At 62.7% G+C, this 18240-nt stretch carries 16 protein-coding genes and 1 pseudogene; 7 read left to right on the top strand and 10 right to left on the bottom strand.

Translation table 11 applies throughout. From position 1 onward, the window contains the following. Positions 1-2 precede the first annotated feature (2 nt). From RTH74_RS21140 to acnA, 7 genes and pseudogenes are all read right to left on the bottom strand, one after another. A complete protein-coding gene (locus tag RTH74_RS21140) occupies positions 3-566 on the bottom strand; it encodes a GNAT family N-acetyltransferase (protein WP_279921140.1) in 564 nt (187 codons plus the stop codon). A gap of 24 nt (positions 567-590) precedes the next feature. Continuing rightward, a pseudogene (locus RTH74_RS21135) lies at positions 591-1293 on the bottom strand (SDR family NAD(P)-dependent oxidoreductase). 218 nt (positions 1294-1511) lie between these two features. Continuing rightward, positions 1512-1874 carry a VOC family protein gene (locus tag RTH74_RS21130; protein WP_316915953.1) on the bottom strand — a complete coding sequence of 121 codons (363 nt, stop codon included), beginning with the start codon at positions 1872-1874 and terminating at the stop codon, positions 1512-1514. A 31-nt stretch (positions 1875-1905) separates the two neighbouring features. Then, positions 1906-2142, bottom strand: coding sequence for a helix-hairpin-helix domain-containing protein (locus tag RTH74_RS21125; RefSeq protein WP_059391504.1), 237 nt, complete (start codon positions 2140-2142; stop codon positions 1906-1908). Between the two features lie 453 nt (positions 2143-2595). Continuing rightward, positions 2596-2985 (bottom strand): hypothetical protein, encoded by a 390-nt coding sequence (locus RTH74_RS21120; RefSeq protein ID WP_316915952.1) that lies wholly within the window; start codon positions 2983-2985, stop codon positions 2596-2598. Between the two features lie 287 nt (positions 2986-3272). Then, complete coding sequence (locus tag RTH74_RS21115; RefSeq protein ID WP_316915951.1) at positions 3273-4838, bottom strand: PAS domain-containing methyl-accepting chemotaxis protein; 1566 nt, start codon at positions 4836-4838, stop codon at positions 3273-3275. A 181-nt stretch (positions 4839-5019) separates the two neighbouring features. Continuing rightward, a complete protein-coding gene (acnA, locus tag RTH74_RS21110; RefSeq protein ID WP_316915950.1) occupies positions 5020-7761 on the bottom strand; it encodes an aconitate hydratase AcnA in 2742 nt (913 codons plus the stop codon). Between the two features lie 254 nt (positions 7762-8015). On the opposite strand from acnA, the gene rlmM reads away from it, so the two are divergent. Both rlmM and tusA read left to right on the top strand, forming a co-directional pair. Continuing rightward, a complete protein-coding gene (gene rlmM, locus RTH74_RS21105) occupies positions 8016-9071 on the top strand; it encodes a 23S rRNA (cytidine(2498)-2'-O)-methyltransferase RlmM (protein ID WP_316915949.1) in 1056 nt (351 codons plus the stop codon). 68 nt (positions 9072-9139) lie between these two features. Continuing rightward, the gene (gene tusA / locus RTH74_RS21100) at positions 9140-9391 is read left to right on the top strand and encodes a sulfurtransferase TusA (RefSeq protein ID WP_003460892.1); all 252 of its coding nucleotides are present in this window, start codon (positions 9140-9142) and stop codon (positions 9389-9391) included. Positions 9392-9481: 90 nt separating this feature from the next. On the opposite strand, the gene RTH74_RS21095 is transcribed toward tusA, so the two are convergent. After that, complete coding sequence (locus RTH74_RS21095) at positions 9482-10555, bottom strand: DUF3080 domain-containing protein (RefSeq protein ID WP_316915948.1); 1074 nt, start codon at positions 10553-10555, stop codon at positions 9482-9484. Between the two features lie 39 nt (positions 10556-10594). Next, on the bottom strand, positions 10595-11968 hold the full coding sequence (locus tag RTH74_RS21090; protein WP_316915947.1) for an MATE family efflux transporter: 1374 nt from the start codon (positions 11966-11968) through the stop codon (positions 10595-10597). Between the two features lie 150 nt (positions 11969-12118). Between RTH74_RS21090 and pdxB the strand changes: the two genes are divergently transcribed. From pdxB to RTH74_RS21075, 3 genes are all read left to right on the top strand, one after another. Further along, positions 12119-13249: a 4-phosphoerythronate dehydrogenase PdxB gene (gene pdxB, locus RTH74_RS21085; RefSeq protein WP_316915946.1), complete on the top strand. Its 1131-nt coding sequence runs from the start codon at positions 12119-12121 to the stop codon at positions 13247-13249. 180 nt (positions 13250-13429) lie between these two features. Continuing rightward, a complete protein-coding gene (locus RTH74_RS21080; RefSeq protein WP_037002727.1) occupies positions 13430-13915 on the top strand; it encodes a glutathione peroxidase in 486 nt (161 codons plus the stop codon). After that, the gene (locus RTH74_RS21075) at positions 13912-14370 is read left to right on the top strand and encodes a MarR family winged helix-turn-helix transcriptional regulator (RefSeq protein ID WP_296235963.1); all 459 of its coding nucleotides are present in this window, start codon (positions 13912-13914) and stop codon (positions 14368-14370) included. Before RTH74_RS21080 ends, RTH74_RS21075 begins: the two co-directional genes overlap by 4 nt. On the opposite strand, the gene RTH74_RS21070 is transcribed toward RTH74_RS21075, so the two are convergent. Further along, the gene (locus RTH74_RS21070; RefSeq protein WP_316915945.1) at positions 14360-16681 is read right to left on the bottom strand and encodes a response regulator; all 2322 of its coding nucleotides are present in this window, start codon (positions 16679-16681) and stop codon (positions 14360-14362) included. The two genes, RTH74_RS21075 and RTH74_RS21070, sit on opposite strands and share 11 nt — an antisense overlap. Positions 16682-16791: 110 nt before the next feature. On the opposite strand from RTH74_RS21070, the gene RTH74_RS21065 reads away from it, so the two are divergent. Next, on the top strand, positions 16792-17682 hold the full coding sequence (locus RTH74_RS21065) for an ATP-binding protein (protein WP_316915944.1): 891 nt from the start codon (positions 16792-16794) through the stop codon (positions 17680-17682). Then, positions 17679-18161, top strand: a complete 483-nt coding sequence (locus RTH74_RS21060) for a GAF domain-containing protein (RefSeq protein WP_316915943.1) — start codon at positions 17679-17681, stop codon at positions 18159-18161. The genes RTH74_RS21065 and RTH74_RS21060 overlap by 4 nt, the downstream gene beginning before the upstream one ends. Positions 18162-18240: the final 79 nt, after the last annotated feature.

The following is an 18240-nucleotide window of genomic DNA, read 5'->3' as shown; positions in this document are numbered from 1 at the left end:
ATTTACCGCTGACTGTAGCGGCTGCGCCAATCTTCGCTCAGCAGCCCGAAGAGTGCCGAGTCCGACACCTGTCCGTCGATGATCCAACGCTGACGTAGCAATCCTTCCTGGCTGAAGCCCAGGCGCTCCAGAGCACGACCGGAGGCGCTGTTGGTTGGGTCGATTTCAGCCTCGACACGATTCAGCTTCAGAGCTTCGAAACCATGGCGCAGCAGCTCGCCAGCCGCCTCCTGAACGTAACCCTTGCCCCAGGCAGACGATGCAATGCCAAAACCGATCTCTGCACGACGCGACACCGGCTCATAGTTGAACAGCAGGCATTTGCCGATCAGCTCGGCGCTTTCCCTGTCGACAATAGCCAGGGTCAGGCGTTGGCCATCGTGCATGGCCTGTTGCTCGGAGCGGATGAAATCCTGCGCCACGACTTCGGAGCTCCAAGGTGGCGTGTTCCAGTACTGCATGACTTGCGGATCGGAAAAGATCGCGAACAGCGTCGCAGTATCCGCTGCTTGCAGAGGGCGCAGGACAAGACGTGGCGTCGTCAGAGTGACGGAAAGATCGGGCATCGGATTTCCTCGCGGCTCAGGTGCTCAAAAGCGCTCGTCGGCGATGGCTGGCAGTACCAGCTCACGCACGTAACTGGCATCGGACAGACTCAGCAGGGTTTGCACCAGAGCGACGACATCGTGCAACGGAATCAGCTGACCTTCGCCATTTTGCGCCGCCTGTTCAACCGGTATTTGCAGGCCATCCTGGGTATTGAGGTAGCCCAGTTGCAGGCAGGTGACGGCCAGACGATGATCGCGAAAACCTTCGCGCAGGGTCTCGGCAATGCCCTTGAGGGCGAACTTGCTGGCGCCAAAGGTGACTTCCGGGCGGCCACTCTGTGGCAGGGCCGAGGTGGAACCGGTGAGGATCAATTGCGGCTTGGCGCCGCCGAGCAGGCGCGGTAGCAGGCGTTTGAGCAGTAGCAAGGTCGCGCCGATATTGACGCTGACCATCTCGAGAATCTGCGCGTCGTCGTCCTGCAGAAAGCTGTAGTCATCCTCGAACGCGCGAGTTTCCCAGATCCCCAGGTTGTAGATGATCGCGTCCAGGCGCTGAGGCGACTGTGCTTCGATGGCGTCCACGGCCCGCAGTGGATCACTCATATCCGCCTCGATCCACTGGATGCCTGTAGGCAGATCGGCTGGGCGGTTACGGGAAATTCCGATCAACTCGTGGCCCTTGCGCCAAGCCGTCTACCAACGCACGGCCGAGACCTCGGCTGGCTCCGATCACCATGATGCGCATCCTGTGCCTCCTTGATTCATGCTGGGTTCTTCCATGGCTCCGGCGAGGGTAACGCTCGCCCGAGAGGAAGACTGGGACGTTAAGTGGGGAACTTGTGGTGGGTCAAACGGGATATGCCAGACAAGCACTTATCGTGTGGGGGATTGCTCTCACCGTCACTCCCGCGAAGGCGGGAACGACGGTCGCTGCAGGTGATGCAGGCTCGCAGGTGATGGCGACTACTGACCGCTCGGCTCCGACCATACGGCAAACTCGTTGCCGCCTGGCTCGACGAAGTGAAAGCGTCGGCCACCTGGGAAGGTAAAGATCGGTTTGATGATTTCACCACCGGCGGCCTCGACCTTGGCCAGGGTGTCTTCCAGCTGTGCGCTATAGAACACGATCAGCGCGCTGCCGTTGTCGCTGCGCGCGGACATCTCGGCGCTGAAGAAACCACCATCCAGGCCTTCGTCGGCGAAGGCGGCGTAATCGGGGCCGTAGTCCGTGAATCGCCAGCCGAAAGCAGCCTGGAAGAAGGCCTTGGTGGCCGGCAGGTCGCGGGTGGGATATTCGGCGTAGTTGATCTTCTCGTGGGCAGGCATGCCGGATTCCTTGGCGGTAAAAGAGAGGGCGTTACTGACGTGATTTGGCCAGGTCGATGGCGGCCTGGATAGCCGCACGTGCTTGTGGGCTGTTTTTCCAGCAGGTGGAGCCCAACTGACCGGCTACTGCGGTGACGATATCGCTGACACTGGCTTTGGCCAATTCCTGCAAGGAGTTGATGCCGATCTGTTCAAGTCGCTGCACGACGGTAGGGCCTACGCCTTTAACGTTTAGAAGGGCTTGGTGTTCGTCGGTTGGGAAGGGCATTGGGGGCACGCTTTGTTTAAAGGGCGGGCTTTGGCCCGTTCCAGTGAGTGAAACGAACGATTTGAGTGCTGTTAGGCAAAGTGCTCACCTATATATGGCTTGAGTAGTGCTGCCGCGCAGGCTAGGGATAATCCAATACAAAGAGTAATCGTAAGAAATACTAGTGTAAGAAATTTTCTGCCGCCAAAACGTACATGCCACCACCATCGAAAATTTAATAATCCGATAAGGAGAAAAGGCACAGTAGCTAGTGTGATTGCAACCTCAGTCACCGTTTTGGGCTCCGTAACTAGAAGCGAAGAAATGGTTAGCAATACAACCATAATGGCTCTGTGGCGACGATCGCTCTTCGAGTTGTGTAACGGGATCGGTTTCATGTTTTGCCTAACGATTAAGCTAAGGGGCGGGCTTTCGCCCGTCCCAGTGAGCGAAGCGAGCGGTTTGACCCTATTGTTAGGTGTTGATAATAGCAAGTTCTCTTTCACCCAAAGGAAGTTCAGGCTCGGCGAATTCAGATAATCGCAAAGATTTTTTTGCTAAGTGGGGGCTTGATTGATCTCCTTCCCAGCATAGAAAAATTTCAAGTTTAGAATTTCTGCTTAGTGCGTTGCTTAAGTAATCATGAAGGTGTTCAAGGTTTTTATTTGGCTGGTAGTCCGTGTTCAAGAATCCGCAGCCGCAGCCTTCATTAGAGCCTAGATAGATCACATGCTCAAAGGTAAATTTTTTAATTACAGGTTTCTCGGCCTCTGAAATCTCTTGGGTGTTAAACGAAGGATTTGCATTATCCCAAGAAGCCTGAGGAAGTTCTTTGTCTGAAGCAAGGTATAGAGCCCAGCACATACGACACCTAACTATAAATAGACACCAAATGGTGCGTAACCTGCGAGTGATTTTATTGGATAACCTTCCTGGCCATTTTCAAGATCCTTCTCTAGCTCGCGGGAGGTAGCGAGGCGATGGGAGTGTTTGGGAGGTTATACACCATGTCGGATAAATGCTGGCAAGTGGCAATTACGCGAAGGCGGGATGGTTGGAAAGGGCGTAGGGAAATCGCGAGCAAGCTCGCTCCTACAAAAGCAGGGCGGGGAGGGGGGGAGGCGCAGCGGTGAGCCGCTGCGCCTTTCGTTTCAGCGGTTGAAGCGTTCGACCAGGGCGTATTGGCCCTGTGCGGTGTTGGTCAGGGCCTCGCTGAGTTTGGCGGTATCGTTGGCTTCGCCGGCGGTCTGGTCGGCCAGTTGGGCGATGGTGGTGATGTTCTGGTTGATCTCGTCGGCGACGGCGCTTTGCTCTTCCGCCGCTGCGGCGATCTGGTTGGCCATATCGGCGATATTGGCCACCGAGTCGCTGATGCCGGACAGCGCCTGATCGGCCTGCAGCACGCGCTCGACGCCTTCGTCGGCCTGCTTGCGGCCGATTTCCATGGTCAGCACGGCCTCTTCGGCGGTGCGCTGCAGCTTGGCGATCAGCGCGTGGATCTGTTCGGTGGACTCGGCGGTGCGTTGCGCCAGCGAACGTACCTCGTCGGCTACCACGGCGAAACCGCGGCCCATTTCGCCGGCGCGCGCGGCTTCGATGGCGGCGTTGAGGGCGAGCAGGTTGGTCTGGTCGGCGATGCCTTTGATCACGTCGACCACGCCACCGATTTCGCTGCTGTCCTGCGCCAGGCGGGTCACGGTTTCGCCGGTATCGCCGACCGATTGCGACAAACGTTGGATGGCTTCGCGGGTTTCCGCGGCGATGGTGCGGCCTTCGCTGGTCAGGCGGTTGGCTTCCTGGGTGGCGATGGCAGTGCGGGCGACGTTGCTCGCTACTTCCAGGGTGGTGGCGGCCATTTCGTTGACGGCGGTAGCGACCTGCTCGGTCTCGCTGCGCTGGCGCTCGAGGCCAGCCGAGCTGTTATGCGCTAGCTTGTCGGCTTCACGCGCTTGCAGGGTCAGTTGCTCGGCGGTGTCCTGCAGGCGGGTGAGGCAGGTTTTCAGCCGTGCTTCCTGGCTGAGCATGGCCATTTCCAGGCGTGCTTCGGCGCCACGGCTGTCGGTGTACATTTGCGCGATCAGCGGGTCGGAGGTGGTTTGCTCGGCAATACGCAGCAGACGTTTGACGCCGCGCGTCTGCCAGGCGATGCCTGCCAGGCCCAGCGGCACGGAGAGCAGGGCGGCGAGGATGAAACCCCAGTTGCTGCCCATCCAGTGGCCGATCATGAAGCCGATCTGGCTGACCAGGATGAAGGGCATCCACGCCTGGACGATGGGCAGCCAATGGTTGCTGGCCGGGACGGCAGATTTGCCGGCGTTGATGCGGGCGTACAGCGTTTCGGCGCGGCGTACCTGCTCGGCGGTCGGTTTGACACGGACGGATTCGTAGCCGACAACCTGGTTGTTTTCGGTCACGGGCGTGACGTAGGCGTTGACCCAGTAGTGGTCACCGTTCTTGCAGCGGTTCTTGACGATGCCCATCCACGGGCGGCCCTTCTTCAGGGTCGTCCACATGTGCTCGAACACGGCGGACGGGACATCCGGGTGGCGCACGATGTTGTGTGGCGCGCGCAGCAGTTCTTCACGACTGAAGCCGCTGATGTCGACGAAGGCGTCGTTGCAGTAGGTGATTTGCCCTTTGAGATCGGTGGTGGATATCAGGCGTTGTTGCGCAGGAAAAGTGCGCTCACGCTGAGTGACCGGCTGGTTGTTACGCATGGCAGGTATCCGTCGTTGTAATGCCCTGTCATCGGCCGACGGACGGCAAAGTTGAGGGCTGAATCCATTTTTGGCGAGTGTAAACGCTTTTTGAATGACGTCACATTTCTGTCGCGGCGTTGGCCATCTCTGGCTCGACGGATAAGGAGGCCCTACCGCCAGTGGCGGCAGGGCAGGTGCATCAGTTGGCGATCATCTGGCGCAGCACGTAGTGCAGGATACCGCCGGCCTTGAAGTATTCGACCTCGTTGAGGGTGTCGATGCGGCACAGCACCTCGACTTCCTCGTGCGCGCCGTCTTCACGGGTGATGATCAACGTCAGCGGCATCTGCGGGCGCAGTTCCACGCCTTCCAGGCCTTCGATGGCCAGCACTTCCTGGCCGGTCAGTTTGAGGCTGGTGCGGTCGGTGCCCGGGTTGAACTGCAGCGGCAGCACGCCCATGCCCACCAGGTTGGAGCGGTGGATGCGCTCGAAGCTCTCGGCGATCACCGCCTTGACCCCCAGCAGGTTGGTGCCCTTGGCCGCCCAGTCGCGGCTGGAGCCGGTGCCGTATTCCTTGCCGGCGATGATCAGCAGCGGCGTACCTTCGGCCTGGTAGCGCATGGCCGCGTCGTAGATCGCCAGCTTCTCGCCGCTCGGCACGTGCAGGGTATTGCCGCCTTCCTCGCCACCGAGCATTTCGTTGCGGATGCGGATGTTGGCGAAGGTGCCGCGCATCATCACTTCATGGTTGCCGCGGCGCGAGCCGTAGGAGTTGAAGTCGGCCTTGTCCACGCCGTTGTCGCGCAGGTAGCGTCCGGCCGGGCTGTCGGCCTTGATGTTGCCGGCTGGCGAGATGTGGTCGGTGGTCACCGAGTCGCCAAGCAGGGCGAGGATGCGCGCCTCGCGGATATCGGTGATGCGCGGCGGATCGCCGGCGATGTTCTCGAAGAACGGTGGATGCTGGATGTAAGTGGAGTCGCCTTGCCAGGCATAGGTATCGGCCCTGGGTACCTCGATGGCCTGCCATTTCTCGTCGCCGGCGAAGACTTCGGCGTATTCCTTGCGGAACATGGCGGTGTCGACCTTGGCGATGGCCTCGGCGATTTCGGCCTGGGTCGGCCAGATGTCCTTGAGGTACACCGGCTGACCATCCTTGCCGGTGCCGAGGGCGTCGTTCGTCAGGTCGAGGCGCACGCTGCCGGCCAGGGCGTAGGCGACCACCAGGGGCGGTGAGGCCAGCCAGTTGGTTTTCACCAGCGGATGCACGCGGCCCTCGAAGTTGCGGTTGCCGGACAGCACCGAGGCGACGGTGAGGTCGGCCTGGGTGATGGCTTTCTCGATGGGCTCGCGCAGCGGCCCGGAATTGCCGATGCAGGTGGTGCAGCCGTAGCCCACCAGGTCGAAGCCGAGCTTCTCCAGGTAGGGCGTCAGGCCGGCGGCGTCGAAGTACTCGGTGACCACCTTGGAGCCAGGGGCCAGCGAACTCTTCACCCAGGGCTGGCGCTGCAGGCCCTTTTCCACGGCCTTCTTGGCCAACAGGCCGGCAGCCATCATCACGCTGGGATTGGAGGTGTTGGTGCAGGAGGTGATGGCGGCGATCACTACGGCGCCGTCTTTCAGGCGATGGGTATGGCCGTCGTCTTCATAGTCGACTTCGCCGCTCTGCTTGTCGCCGCCAACGGCGGTACCGCCGCCGCCTTCGCTGAGCATGCGGCCTTCTTCTTTGGCCGCCGGTTTGAGCTGCAGGCCGACGAAATCGTCGAAGGCCTGGCTGACCTGGCCCAGGGAGACGCGATCCTGCGGGCGTTTGGGCCCGGCCAGGCTGGCTTCTACGCTGCCCATGTCCAAGCTCAGGCTGTCGGTGAACAGCGGCTCGGCGCCAGGCTCGCGCCACAGGCCCTGGGCCTTGCTGTAGGCCTCGACCAGTTGCACGGTGGCGTCCGGGCGGCCGGAAAGACGCAGGTAGCCGAGGGTAATCTCGTCCACCGGGAAGAAGCCGCAGGTAGCGCCGTATTCCGGGGCCATGTTGGCGATGGTGGCGCGGTCGGCCAACGGCAGATCGGCCAGGCCATCGCCGTAGAACTCGACGAATTTACCCACCACGCCCTTCTTGCGCAGCATCTGGGTGACGGTGAGCACCAGGTCGGTGGCGGTTATGCCTTCTTTCAGCTTGCCGCTGAGCTTGAAGCCGATCACTTCGGGAATCAGCATCGACACCGGCTGGCCGAGCATGGCCGCTTCCGCCTCGATGCCGCCGACGCCCCAGCCGAGTACGCCGAGGCCGTTGATCATGGTGGTGTGTGAGTCGGTGCCGACCAGGGTGTCGGGGTAGGCGAGGGTGGCGCCGTCTTCTTCTTTGGTCCACACGGTGCGCGCCAGGTATTCCAGGTTGACCTGGTGGCAGATGCCGGTGCCTGGCGGCACCACGCTGAAGTTGTCGAAGGCGTGCTGACCCCAGCGCAGAAAGGCGTAGCGTTCGCCGTTGCGCTGCATTTCCAGCTCGACGTTGTCATGGAAGGCGCTGGAGGAGGCGTAGCGGTCGACCATCACCGAGTGGTCGATAACCAGGTCCACCGGCGATAGCGGGTTGATCCGCTGCGGATCGCCGCCGGCCTTGGCCATGGCGTCGCGCATAGCGGCCAGGTCGACCACCGCCGGCACACCGGTGAAGTCCTGCATCAGTACACGCGCCGGGCGGTACTGGATCTCGCGGTCGGAGGCGCGCTTGTCCAGCCAGTCGACCATGGCTTGCAGATCCTGCGGCTGCACGGTCTGGCCGTCTTCGTTACGTAGCAGGTTTTCCAGCAGGACCTTGAGCGACTTGGGCAGGCGGTCGATGTTGCCGAGGCGTTGGGCAGCCTCGGGCAGGCTGAAATAGCGGTAAGTGGCGTCGCCGACTTTCAGTTCGCGGCGGCAGTTCAGGCTATCGAGGGAGGGCATTGCACATCTCCTTGGGCCCGCACGGTTCGGGCTGTGTCTGATGGCGGCAGACCTTCAAGCTAGTTCGGCTTGGGCGGTCTGGCTAGCGCATATCCTTTATCAGTTGCTATGTGCTGCCCGGTCTGCATGGCCGGATCTCATCGAAACACGATGGCTGGCGGCTTCATATATAGGCAGCACATGTATAGCTGGACAGGTTTAACGGCTCTGGGTTCCGGTCTCGGGTATCATGCGCCGCCTGAGGAGACCTTTCGATGAATACCCTGTTTCTGCATTGTCGCCCCGGTTTCGAGGGGGAGGTTTGCGCTGAGATCACCGACCTTGCTGCACGCCTGGATGTACCAGGCTACTCCAAGACCAAGCCCGGCAGCGCGTGCGCCGAGTTCGTCTGCAGCGAGGCGGCCGATTGCGAACGGCTGATGCGCAGCGTGCGTTTCAATCAGCTGATTTTCCCGCGGCAGTGGGCGCGCGGGGCCTATGTCAGCCTGCCGGAAAGCGACCGTATCAGCGTGTTGCTGGAGGCGCTAGCTGATTATCCGGTGTGCGGCAGCCTGTGGCTGGAAGTGGTCGATACCAACGACGGCAAGGAACTCTCGACCTTCTGCAAGAAGTTCGAGGCGCCGCTGCGCAAGGCGCTGCTCAAGGCCGGCAAGCTGGTGGACGACGCGAAGAAACCGCGCCTGCTGCTGACCTTCAAGAGCGGCCGTGAGGTGTTCGCCGGCATTGCCGAGGCAGACAACCAGGCGATGTGGCCGATGGGCATTCCGCGCTTGAAGTTCCCGCGCGAGGCGCCGAGCCGCTCCACGCTCAAGCTGGAGGAGGCCTGGCACCATTTCATCCCGCGCGAGCAGTGGGATCAGCGCCTGGCGCCGGGGATGACCGCAGTTGACCTGGGCGCCGCACCGGGCGGCTGGACCTGGCAACTGGTCAATCGGGAAATCCGCGTCACCGCCGTGGACAACGGGCCGATGGCCGAAAGCCTGATGTACTCCGGCTTTGTCGTGCACCAGCGCGCTGATGGTTTCACCTTCCGCCCGCGCCATCCGGTGCATTGGATGGTCTGCGACATCGTCGAAAAGCCGGCACGCACGGCGGCGATGATCGAAACCTGGCTGGGCGAGGGGCTGTGCCGCGAAGCGGTGGTCAACCTCAAGCTGCCGATGAAGCAGCGTTACGCCGAAGTGCGGCGCCTGCTCGATCGCATCGAATCGGGGCTGGTCGAGCGCGGCCTGAAGGTCAGCATCGGCTGCAAGCAGCTGTATCACGATCGTGAGGAAGTGACCTGTCATCTGCGTCGGCATGGCAAGTGATGGTCTGCGCGCAGGTGACCTGAAGGTCAGCTTTGCGCGACAATGCGCGCCTGTTTGTGGAGCCCCTTATGTCCGAAGCCCTGACCCTCAATCACGATGACCTGCTCGACGCCAGCGGCCTGAATTGCCCTGAGCCGGTGATGATGTTGCACAACAAGGTGCGCGACCTGTCGCCGGGCGGTCTGCTCAAGGTGATCGCTACCGATCCCTCGACCCGTCGTGATATTCCCAAGTTTTGCGTGTTTCTCGGTCACGAGCTGCTCGGTCAGGCCGAAGAAGACGGCACCTACCTGTACTGGATTCGCAAGAAGGCCGACTAGGTGACGCATGTCGCATGTAGGGTGCGCCGTGCGCACCGGTGATGTGTCTTGAACCGTGTTATCTCTGGTTGTTGGTGCGCGCGGCGCACCCTACGGTTCTGCGTCGTTTTCAGCGTTGTTCCAGCCTGCTTGTCCCGGCGCCAGGCCGCAGCTGTTCAGTAATGTCTGCCAGGCCTTGACGTGACGAGCTGTGGCGGCGCGGAAATCCTGCCATAACGAATCCTGCTCGCCGGCCAGCCGCTCTAGGTGTTCGCGGGTGGCTGGAGGAATGCCTTCGATGCGCTGCAATTGCAGCAGTGCCGCCTGCCACTGCTGACCGCGCTGGTCGACCTGAGCCAGGTAGGGTTGCAGGCCGCCAGCGTAGAACTTGACGAAGATGTTCTGCAGGATGCGCCCGCGCGGTGTCGCCTGTCCCAGTGGGCAAAGAGGACGGCCCTGTTGGCGTTGCTCCAGCAGTTCGCTGCCGGCGTCGAGGGTGTGGCGCAGGCTGGCCAGGCTGGTAATCACCTGACCGCCCTGTTCACTGGCATAGAGGGCGAAGAACAATGGCTCCAGCTCGTCAGTACTCGGCGGCAGCTGTGCAGGCAAACCGGCGCCGATGCTGGCCAGTCGCTGCAATGCGCCTAGCGCGGCGCTGTCTTCCAGCGTGTCCACCGGCAAGGCCTGATCGGCAAAGCGCAGGTAGTTCTCGAATTCCGGGCTGCCGTTCAGGGCATTCCAGAACACCGCTTGCAGTTGCTGGCGTTTGTCGCTTGCCAGGCGTTGCAGCGTGGCCTTGAGGCTGGAGTCTTCCTGCAGATGGGGTAGACAGTCATCGATGGCGCGCAGCAGGTCGCCTTCGTAGCCCAGGCGCTGGCTGGGCATCAGTTGCTTGCCCAGGCTGCTGTTACGCTGGCTGATCAGTTGCTGCAGGTGCGGGCAGCGCCGTGCATCGATCACCAGATCGAGCAGGCCAATACGCAGCTCGGGAATCTCGCTAAGCCGCTCACGCCGGGCCGGCAGGCGGTACTGGCTGACACTGCGATTGTCGAAGGCGTTGACGTCAGCAGCATCGAGTGAGCGTTGCAGGCGTTGCAGGTAATCGCTCTGCAGGGCCAGGCCGTCGTTGGCCGGGCCGCATGCAGCGAGCAGAAGTAGGCAGAGGAGCAGGGCTGGTCGAATCATGCGCTCAGTCTAGAACTGATCTCCTGCCTATCCAATGACTCAGGCGGCCCGGCGAATGCGCTTGCGTGCGCTGCGCGCCAGGCGCACGGTGAGCATCGCCGCGGCGCAGGTCAGACCTACTACCAGACCCTGCCACAGACCGCTGGGGCCACTCGGTTCGCCAAACAGGTCGGACAGCCCCAGCGCATACCCCACCGGCAGGCCGATTCCCCAGTAGGCGAACAGGGTCAGCAGCATGGTGATGCGTGTGTCCTGGTAGCCACGCAGCGCGCCGGCCGCGGTCACCTGAATGGCATCGGAGAACTGAAACAGCGCCGCATAGACGATCAGTGTTGCCGCCACGGCGATCACCGTTTGGTCCGGCGTGTAGATCTGCGCGATCTGTTCGCGCAGCAGGAACATCAGGCTGGCCGATATGCAGGCATAGCCCAGCGCTGCCGCCATGCTCACCCCGGCGGCGAAGCGCGCCTCACGTGGCTGGCCACGCCCCAGCGCTTGGCCGACGCGTACGGTGGCGGCCATGGCCAATGAGTAAGGGATCATGAACACCATGGAGCTGAAGTTGAGCGCGATCTGGTGCCCGGCCACCACGGTGGCGCCGAGGCCGCCGATCAGCAGGGCGATCACTGCGAAGATGCTCGACTCGGCGAACACCGCGATACCGATCGGGACGCCAATACTCAGCAGGCGTTTGATCACTGTCCACTGCGGCCATTCGAAGCGGGTGAACAACGCGCTGGCACGGTAGTAGGGTGCCCACTTCACCCAGACCAGCATGCCGATCAGCATGAAGCCCATCACCAGCGCGGTTGCCCAACCGCAGCCAACGCCACCCATGGCCGGCAGGCCGAACTTGCCGTAGATGAAGATGTAGTTGGCCGGGATGTTCAGCAGCAGGCCGATAATGCCCAGCACCATGGCCGGGCGGGTGTGACCAAGGCCGTCGCTGAAACAGCGCAGCACGTGATACAGCGCCACTGCCGGAAAGCCGCAAGCGACCGCGCGCAGGTAGCCCATGGCTGGGGTGATCAGCTCCGGGTCGACGTTCATCGTGCGCAGGATGAATTCGGCGTTCCACAGCAGGGCTGCGGCGCTGCCGCCGACGGCCAGCGCCAGCCAGAGCGCCTGACGCACCAGCGGGCCGATGTCGGCCTCTTGGCCGGCACCGAAGCGTTGCGCCACCTTGGGCGTGGTCGCCAGCAGGATGCCGGTCATCAGCAGGAATATCGGTACCCAGATCGAGTTGCCCAGCGCCACGGCTGCCAGGTCCTGCGGGCTGACGCGCCCGGCCATCAGCGTGTCGACGAAGCCCATGGCGGTGTGCGCCAGCTGGGCGATGATGATGGGCGTGGCCAGGAGCAGGAGGCTGCGCAGCTCCGTGCGCACGCGGCCAAGGCGGCTGTCGATGGACATTTCGACTCTTCGGGATAACGGGAAACCGCGTAGTCTACGCCTTGACGTAGCGGTCAGGAAAGAACGATCTGCCCCTCTGTCTGGCGGCCTGTGGGGCGACGCTGAGGTGTCGGCTGACTTAGAATGGCGACCTGCCTGATGGAGCCCAACATGCACATAGTCGCCGATGAAAATATTCCCCTGCTCGATGAGTTCTTCGCCGCGTTCGGCAGCATCCGTCGCCTGCCGGGGCGCAGCATCACGGCGGCCGATGTGCGCGATGCCGACCTGCTGCTGGTGCGCTCGGTGACCCAGGTGAATCGCGCCTTGCTCGAAGGCAGCCGGGTGCGCTTCGTCGGCACTTGCACCATCGGCACCGACCATCTGGATCTCGATTACTTCGCCGAGGCCGGCATCGCCTGGAGCAGTGCGCCTGGCTGCAACGCCCGTGGCGTGGTGGATTACGTGCTGGGCAGCGTGCTGACCCTGGCCGAGCGCGAGGGCGTAGACCCGGCGGCGCGCGTTTACGGTGTGGTCGGTGCGGGGCAGGTCGGCGGGCGTCTGGTCGATCTGTTGCGTGGTCTCGGTTGGCAGGTACGGGTATGCGACCCGCCGCGCCAGGCCGCAGAGGGCGGCGACTTCGTCAGCCTGGAGCAGATCATCGACGAATGCGATGTGATCAGCCTGCACACGCCGCTGGACGCTTCGACGCGCCATCTGTTCGATACGGCGCGGCTGATGGCGCTCAGATCGGGCACCTGGCTGATCAATGCCAGTCGCGGTGCCGTGGTGGACAACGCTGCGCTGCGCAGCCTGTTGCCGCAACGCCCCGATCTCAAGGCGGTACTGGACGTGTGGGAAGGCGAGCCGCAGGCCGATGTCGAGCTGGCCGCCCTGTGCCAATTGGCGACGCCGCACATTGCCGGCTACAGCCTGGACGGCAAGCTGCGCGGCACAGCGCAGATCTACCAAGCCTGCTGCCGCGCGTTGGGGGTGGCTGAGCAGGTGAGTCTGGCCGATCTGCTGCCGGCACCCTGGCTCAGCGAGCTGAGCCTCGATAGCAGCGCCGATCCGGCCTGGGCGCTGGTCAGTATTTGCCGCTCGGTGTACGACCCACGGCGCGACGATGCGGATTTTCGTCGTAGCCTGGTCGGCGATGCCGAAACCCGACGCGCCGGCTTCGACCGCCTGCGCAAGCATTACCCCATGCGCCGCGAGATCGACGGGCTGCACGTACGCATTAAGGGTGATGCAGCACCACTGACCGCGCTGGTACGAGCCCTGGGCGCAACCCTTCTGTAGGGTGCGCTGTGCGCACCGGCTGATATCGCAGAGCCTCGAGGTGCGCACGGCCTAGGTGGCCCCGCGACACCCTACGATAAGGCGCTATCCATGCGCCTTATTTTGCATTTATTAAATTGCATGCAATTTAATTGCTCGCTACCTTGTTCGTCACTTTCAGCCCATTCAGGACGATTCCTCATGAGCAACGCGCTTTTCGATATCCCGGTCACCACTATCAAGGGCGAGCAGAAGACCCTGGCCGACTTCGGCGGCAAGGCCGTGCTGGTGGTCAACACCGCCAGCAAGTGCGGCTTCACCCCGCAGTACAAGGGCCTGGAAAACGTTTGGCAGCAGTACAAGGACAAGGGCCTTGTGGTGCTCGGTTTCCCCTGCAATCAGTTCGGCAAGCAGGAGCCGGGCGACGAGGGCGCCATCTCGGAATTCTGCGAGCTGAACTTCGGCGTCAGCTTCCCGCTGTTCAAGAAAGTCGACGTCAATGGCAGCGATGCTCACCCGTTGTTCGTGCAGTTGAAGAAGCGCGCACCGGGCCTGCTGGGCAGTCAGGGCATCAAGTGGAATTTCACCAAGTTCCTGATTGGCGAGGATGGCCAGGTGGTCAAGCGTTTCGCCCCGACCACCAAGCCCGAAGAGCTGAGCAGCGAGATCGAAGCCCTGCTCAAATGAGTGCTTTCGATACCGCTGGGCTGCAGTTGGACAACCAGCTGTGCTTCAAGCTCTACGCCGCCTCACGTGCGGTGATCCGCGCCTACAAGCCGATGCTCGACGGCCTCGGCCTGACCTACCCGCAATATCTGGTGATGCTGGTGCTGTGGGAGTGGCAGGAACGGGCGCCCGAGCAGCCGACGCTCAAGGCACTCGGGCAACGCCTGCAGCTGGATTCTGGCACCCTGACGCCGCTGCTCAAGCGTCTGGAGCAGATGGGGCTGGTGCAGCGTCGTCGCGCGCAGGTGGACGAACGCGAGGTGCATCTGGCGCTGAGCGATGCTGGCAGGGCGCTTCAGGTGCAGGTCTTGCCGCTGAAGGCGCAGTTGCTCTGCCAGTTCGACGATCAGGACCTGCTGGAGATGGAAGGGCTGCGCCGCAGCCTGGATCGTCTGTTGGCCAGGCTCAGCGAGTGAGGTCGGCGGGCAGCCAGGTATCCAGAATGGCCGCCAGTTCCTCGCGGCGGAAGGGTTTGGCCAGGTAGTCGTTCATGCCGGCGGCGCGGCAGCGTTCGCGTTCGTCGGACAGCGCATTGGCGGTCAGGGCGACAATGGGCAACTCCGGCCAGCGCCCGTTGCTGCGAATGCGCCGGCTGGCCTCGTAACCATCCATCACCGGCATGTTGCAGTCCATCAGGATCAGGTCGATAGGCTGCTGCTCCAGAACCTCCAGCGCTTCCCCTCCATGGCCGGCTACCAGCACCTGATAGCCGAGCTTGGCCAGCATGCCCTTGGCGACCATCTGGTTGACCGGGTTGTCCTCGACCAGCAGTACGCGTGCACTGCTTTCCCGCACAGGCTGCGCTTGGGCACTACTGTGAACGTCGCCGTCGTCGCTGTGCAGGACGTGCCGCAGCTCCTGTAGCAGGCCATTGCGCGACACTGGGCGGGCGATCTGAAGCAGCGGCATAAGGCGTTGTGCCTGCTCATGCGGCAGGAAGTTGCCGTAGGCGGTGACCAGCAACACCGGTGTGTTCATCGCCGGACGAATGCCGAACAGGCATTCCGGGCAATCGCTGATCAGCAGGTCGGCCTGCACGCCGTGCAGGTTGGCATCGGTATCCAGGCGCTGATAACTCAGGCCCCAGGCTGGCAGCCACTGGCTGAGCATCTGTTGCAGGCCGCTGCTGGCCGGGGTCAGCGCGACGATGCGGCCCTCAAGCGCCGGTTGTGAGCTGGCTTGTACATGGGCAGGCAGCGGTAGCTCGGCGCAGAACTCACTGCCGAAGCCTTCTTTCGATTGCAGGCTCAGCTTGCCCTGCATTGCCTCGCACAGGCGCCGCGTCAGTGCCAGGCCGAGCCCGGTGCCGCCGTACTCACGGGTGATGCCCACTTCTGCCTGGGCGAAGGGCTGGAAGATACGTGCCTGGGCGTCTTCGGCGATGCCGATGCCGGTATCGCGCACGCGAATGCTGATGCCGTCCACAGCGCAGGCGACGATCAGGTCGACGCGACCGAAGCGGGTGAATTTGAGCGCATTGGATAGCAGGTTGCTGACGATCTGGCGAACCCGCGTCGGGTCGCCCAGCATCTGCGCCGGCAGTGCCGGATCGATCAGGCAGGTCAGCTCCACGGCGTTGGCGGCGTTCTGCGACAGCAGGCTGGCGGTTTCTTCGGCCAGGGCGCCGAGGTCGAAGGGGATTTTCTCCAGTTCGAGCTGGCCAGCTTCGAATTTGGACAGGTCGAGAATGTCGTTGAGCAACTCCACCAACACCTTGCCGGAGTCGTGTGCGATACCCAGCTGTTGACGCTGCTCGGCGCTGAGTGGGCCGTCCAGGGCCAGGGCGAGCATGCCCAGCAGGCCGTTGAGCGGGGTGCGGATCTCATGGCTCATGTTGGCCAGGAAGGCCGAGCGCGCCTGCGCCATGTTCAGGGCGGTGGTGCGCGCCGTTTCCAACTCGGCGTTGGACTGGCTGAGGCGCACGTTGGTCGCCTTGAGTTCGGCGGTACGGGCCGAGACGATGTTTTCCAGTTCGCTCAGGTACTGCGTCAGGCGGTCCTCGGCGTTGCGCCGTTGCTCAATCTCCAGCGCGATGTTCGACAACTGGCGGTTGGTGACCTCGACCAGAGTGCCGATCTCGTCGTGCTCATGGCCTTTGGGGCAGGGCACCGGGCGATGCTGCGGGTCCTGCGGGTTGCGTTCGCTGAGGGCGCGAATCACCCCGGTCAGGGGTTTGGTCAGCATGAAATAGAACAGCACCAGCAGGATCAGCGACAGCAGCAGGCTGCGCGCGAACCCGGTGAGCAAGGTCAGCATCGAGCGTTTCAGGAAGTGGCTGCCAAAGGCGTAGGTGTCGACCTCCAGGCGCAGAAAACCGAGGGCCTCGTCGGGGGCGTGGCTGACGTGGAGCGGGTCCTGGAACTGCCGTTGGGCGCCGAACAGGCTGTCGCTCAAGACCCGGTAACGGCTTTCGCTGCGTGGACGGCTGACGCTGGCCAGAACCAGGCCGCTGTTGTCGATCAGTTCCGCGCGGGTCACTGCAGGGGAGCGCAGCAGGCCGAGGACCAGCTCCTGGGCCAGTTCGGCGTCGATGTTGTAGGCGATGCGGGCGGCGGGGTTGTGGCTGATTTCCAGCAGCGCGCGAATCTCGCGGTTGATGGAGGCCTCTTCGCTGGCATAATCGACCGCCACCTGGGTGACGCTGAGCAGCGTACCAAGGATAAACGCCACCAGGACGGTCAGACCGGCCTGTTTGAACGACAGACGATTGGTGAGCGATATATCCATGAATGCGTGCGTCGTCTCTGATCCTTGGGCGCTTGCCAAGCATAGCTGATAGCGACCCTGTACCGGCAGAGCCTGCAACGTGCGGTTCTGCGCAAAAGGAGTAGTAGATCGTGGATTCCCGATTGCTGGATTTTCTCGCCCGCGCCGAACAGGTGCTAGAGCGCATCGAGCCCCTGCTGCCTACACTGCGTCCGGAAGTGGACTGGAGCAAGTGCGTGGCGGCGCGTTGGGTGCGTGATGGGCGCAGCGGCTACCTGCTGCCGCTGGATGTCAGTCTCGATCTGTCGCTAAGCGACCTGCTGGGCGTGGATGTCCAGCGCGAGCAACTGGCGCGCAATACCCGCCAGTTCGTCAGCGGCATGCCGGCTAACCACGCCTTGCTCTGGGGCGCGCGCGGCACCGGTAAATCATCGCTGGTGCGTGCCTTGCTCGCCGAGCACGCCAAGGCCGGCCTGCGCTTGATCGAGATCGAACGCGATCACCTGGCCGATCTGCCGCGCGTGGTCGAGTTGCTGGCTGGTCTGCCGCAACGTTTCGTGCTGTTCTGCGATGACCTATCGTTCGAGGCGGGTGAGGGCGATTACCGGGTGCTCAAGAGCGTGCTCGACGGCTCGCTGGAGCAGGCGCCGGACAATGTGCTGCTGTACGCCACGTCCAACCGCCGCCATCTGGTGCCCGAGCATCAGAGTGACAACGAGAACTGGAAGAGGGTCGACGGCGAGCTACATCCCAACGAGGCTGTGGAGGACAAGATCGCGCTGTCCGACCGTTTTGGCCTGTGGCTGTCGTTCTATCCCTTCACTCAGGATCACTTCCTGATCGTCGTGCGCCACTGGGTGGACGTGCAGGCGCGTCAGGTCGGGCTGAACTGGAGCTGGGACGAGGCGCTGGAAAAGGCCGCCATCCGCTGGGCGCTGGGTCGTGGTAACCGTAATGGCCGCTGCGCTTATCAATTCGCCCGCCACTGGGTCGGGCTGCAACTGCTGGAGCAACAGGCATGATCGATCTTTCCCAGACGGGTGAAGGCCTCAATGGCTATCCGCTGCTGACTGCGCAGTTGCAGGCGCTGTTATCCGGCGAGCGTGATTTCATTGCCAATGCCGCGCAGTTTTCCGCTTTCCTGTTTCACGAGCTGGCCGACTTGAACTGGGCCGGTTTTTACCTGGCGAAAGACGGTGAGCTGGTGCTTGGTCCTTTCCAGGGCAAGGTGGCCTGCGTGCGTATTGCCTTCGGTCGTGGCGTCTGTGGCGCGGCGGCGGCTAGCCTGCAGACGCAACGAGTCGAGGATGTGCATGCCTTCCCAGGACACATTGCCTGCGACAGTGCATCGAACAGCGAACTGGTGGTGCCGCTGGTCAAGGAAGGGCGCCTGATCGGCGTGCTGGATCTGGACAGTCCGTCGGTAGGGCGTTTCACCGCGGTGGATCAGGCTGGCATCGAAGCGCTGGCAGCGGTATTCCTGGCTGCCAGCGACTGCTGAATACGCCCATGGTGCGGCTCTGTCGGAGGCGATGCGGCGGTTTGAGCTCGATCCGGTAGGGTGCGCCACGCGCACCGCC

The sequence above is a fragment of the Pseudomonas sp. zfem001 genome, assembly GCF_032621725.1.
Lineage (GTDB): Bacteria > Pseudomonadota > Gammaproteobacteria > Pseudomonadales > Pseudomonadaceae > Aquipseudomonas > Aquipseudomonas sediminis.
This window is presented reverse-complemented; position numbering and strand designations above follow the sequence as displayed.